This window comes from Streptomyces albicerus, from assembly GCF_008905045.1.
GTDB lineage: Bacteria > Actinomycetota > Actinomycetes > Streptomycetales > Streptomycetaceae > Streptomyces > Streptomyces albicerus.
Genome location: NZ_VWMY01000183.1, coordinates 1 through 2,278, shown reverse-complemented (window position 1 = coordinate 2,278; position 2,278 = coordinate 1). Strand labels below are relative to the sequence as shown.

Annotated in this window: 2 protein-coding genes; one reads left to right on the top strand and one right to left on the bottom strand. The window is 68.0% G+C overall.

Annotation, left to right across the window (positions count from 1 at the left end):
* Positions 1–247: 247 nt before the first annotated feature.
* Complete coding sequence (locus GAS53_RS54710; RefSeq protein WP_151485279.1) at positions 248–1,366, bottom strand: serine hydrolase domain-containing protein; 1,119 nt, start codon at positions 1,364–1,366, stop codon at positions 248–250.
* A 172-nt stretch (positions 1,367–1,538) separates the two neighbouring features.
* Between GAS53_RS54710 and GAS53_RS54705 the strand changes: the two genes are divergently transcribed.
* Positions 1,539–2,198 (top strand): TetR/AcrR family transcriptional regulator, encoded by a 660-nt coding sequence (locus tag GAS53_RS54705; RefSeq protein WP_151485278.1) that lies wholly within the window; start codon positions 1,539–1,541, stop codon positions 2,196–2,198.
* Positions 2,199–2,278: the final 80 nt, after the last annotated feature.

Below are 2,278 nucleotides of genomic sequence, written 5' to 3'. Positions count from 1 at the left end.
ACTCCGGGCGGGCAGTCGGCGATGAAGCAGAAACCCCAACGGCGCGAGCCGTAGGAGTCCCCCTCCTTCAGGAGGGGGAGGAAGTCAATGCCATTGGCCTGTCCGGCCGCCGGCCGTTGGGAAACCGGGGCTGGACGGTAGAGGCGGCGCTGCACAGCGGACCCGGATATCCGGGAACTAACCCGGTACGGCGGCCGGACCTGGTAGAAGGTGTCCGGACGGGGGGCCGTCACTCTCCCCGGCCCGGTCAGCCGTACATCGCCACGCGGTACAGAGTCGCAAGCGCGTCGTCGATGGGGTGGGGCTGCGGCTTGCCGGAGGAGTCGAGCCTGTTCCACCTCTGCAGGTTCACCGCGACTGCCATCTGCCGCTTGCCGTCGGCACGGGTCATGGCCAGCGCTCCACCACCCCAGACCGTGCCGCCATGGCCCCAGAAGGTGCCCTGACCGGGGCCCTCCAGCGGGTGCAGGCCGAGGCCGTAGTCGATCGTCTTTCCCTCTTGGGAGACGACCGGGACGGTGCGTTGCATCTGCGCCAGCGACGACGGGCTGACGATCTCCCCGGCCAGCAGCATGCCGTAGAAGTCGTTGAGTTCCGCGACGGTTGATATCAGCGAGGCCGACGGCCCCACCCATGACATGTCGTAGACGCTGTAGTCGCGCGGCGGGTCGATCATGCCGAACCACGCCTCGTAGAGCTGCGAGTGCGGCCCGTTGACGTACGGTCCGGCGGGGAGTTCGGTGTCCCGGAGTCGGGCGCGCTCGATGACGTTCCGGGTGATGTATCGCTCGGCCGTATCGCCGGTCACCTGTTCCAGGAGTTGGACGAGGAGCAGGTAGTTGGTGTTGGAGTACACCCCCGGCGTACCGCCCGGGGCGCCGACGGCAGGTGCGGTGACCCCCATCTCGATCAGTTCAGCGGGGTCGAACCGCGTGAGCCGGTGGTCGTCCAGGCTCTGGGGCCCGGTGTCCGCGAGGGCGGGGAACGCCTTGAGGGAGGGGTAGGCGTACGGGAGGTACTCAGCGAGGCCGCTGGTGTGGTTGATCAGCATCCGGACCGTGATCGCGTCACCTCGTTCTCCGGGAACCAGCTTCGGAAGGTACCGGCCGATCGGTGTGTCGAGACCGATCTGACCGCTCTCGACCTGCTGCAGAACTGCGGCGGCGGTGAAGGTCTTGGTGATGCTGCCGACTCGGTGCCTCATGTCGGCGGTGATGGGGCGGCCGGTGACAACATCGGCGACCCCTGCGGCGCCGCGCCAGACCTGTTCGCCGTCTCGCACCTCGGCGAACAGGCCCGGCATCCCGGCGCGATGGACGTTTTCGATGGCGGCGTTCAGCGCCGCGGAATCCAGTGAGTCCTTCACGTCGTGCGTCCTTTCGTGTTCCCCGGGGTGAGCTCCGCATCGGTCGCGTGGCCCGGGTGACAGGGCATCAGTGGCATGCCGGCCCGCCCGGCAAGCTCATGTCCTCATTATGCACGCGGTGCGTGCAACACCAAGTGCATAGGTAGGCTGAGATCCGGCGAGAGGAGACAAGATGGCAGGCCGAAGGCGTTGGTCAACCGAAGAGATCCTGGATGCGGCGGCGGAGCTGCTGCGCACAAGCGACGCGGATTCGTTCAGCGTGCGCAAGCTGGCCGCGGCCCTCGGGACCGATTCCTCCAGCCTCTACCGGCACTTCCGCAGCAAGACCGAACTGCTGCGCGCGGTCGCCGACCGGATTCTCCTGGCCGCGATGGACGGCTACCGCCCCGAGGGCGACTGGAAGCAGCGCATCACGTCCCTGGCCCTGCGCGTGAGAGAGGCCTTCGGACAGCAGCCCCAGCTCGCCGCGGTCTGGGGACGCTACGCCTCATCCGGCACCGGTTCCCGGCTGGTCATGGAAGAGGTGCTGCAGGCCCTGCGCGCGTCGGGACTGCCCGACGAGGAGATCCCGGCGCGCTACCACCGGATCGCGGTCCTCATCGCCGCGCTGATCGCTTCCGAGGCTGGAGTCAGCACCGTCACCCCCGGAGAGCACGAACAGGGCATGGAGCTGTTTCGCGTGGCGGTTCTGGGCGCCGACCCCGAACGCTTCCCGACCCTGGCCCACTTCGCCCGCGACGTCCGCCCCCTCGGGGTGGATCGCCGCGCCGCGTTCGAAGAGATCCTCGCCGCCCAACTGGCCCACATAGAGGCCGCAATCTGCCCGAGCTAGGCACTGTTTCTCGGATCATGTGCGGAGCCAGATGAGGAGGGTTGCGAGGGTGAGGGTGCCGAGGTAGATGTAGGCGCGTT

Coding starts and splice junctions, on each gene's coding strand:
- GAS53_RS54705 (WP_151485278.1), top strand. CDS start 1,539: ATGGCAGGCCGAAGGCGTTGGTCAACCGAAGAGATCCTGGATGCGGCG.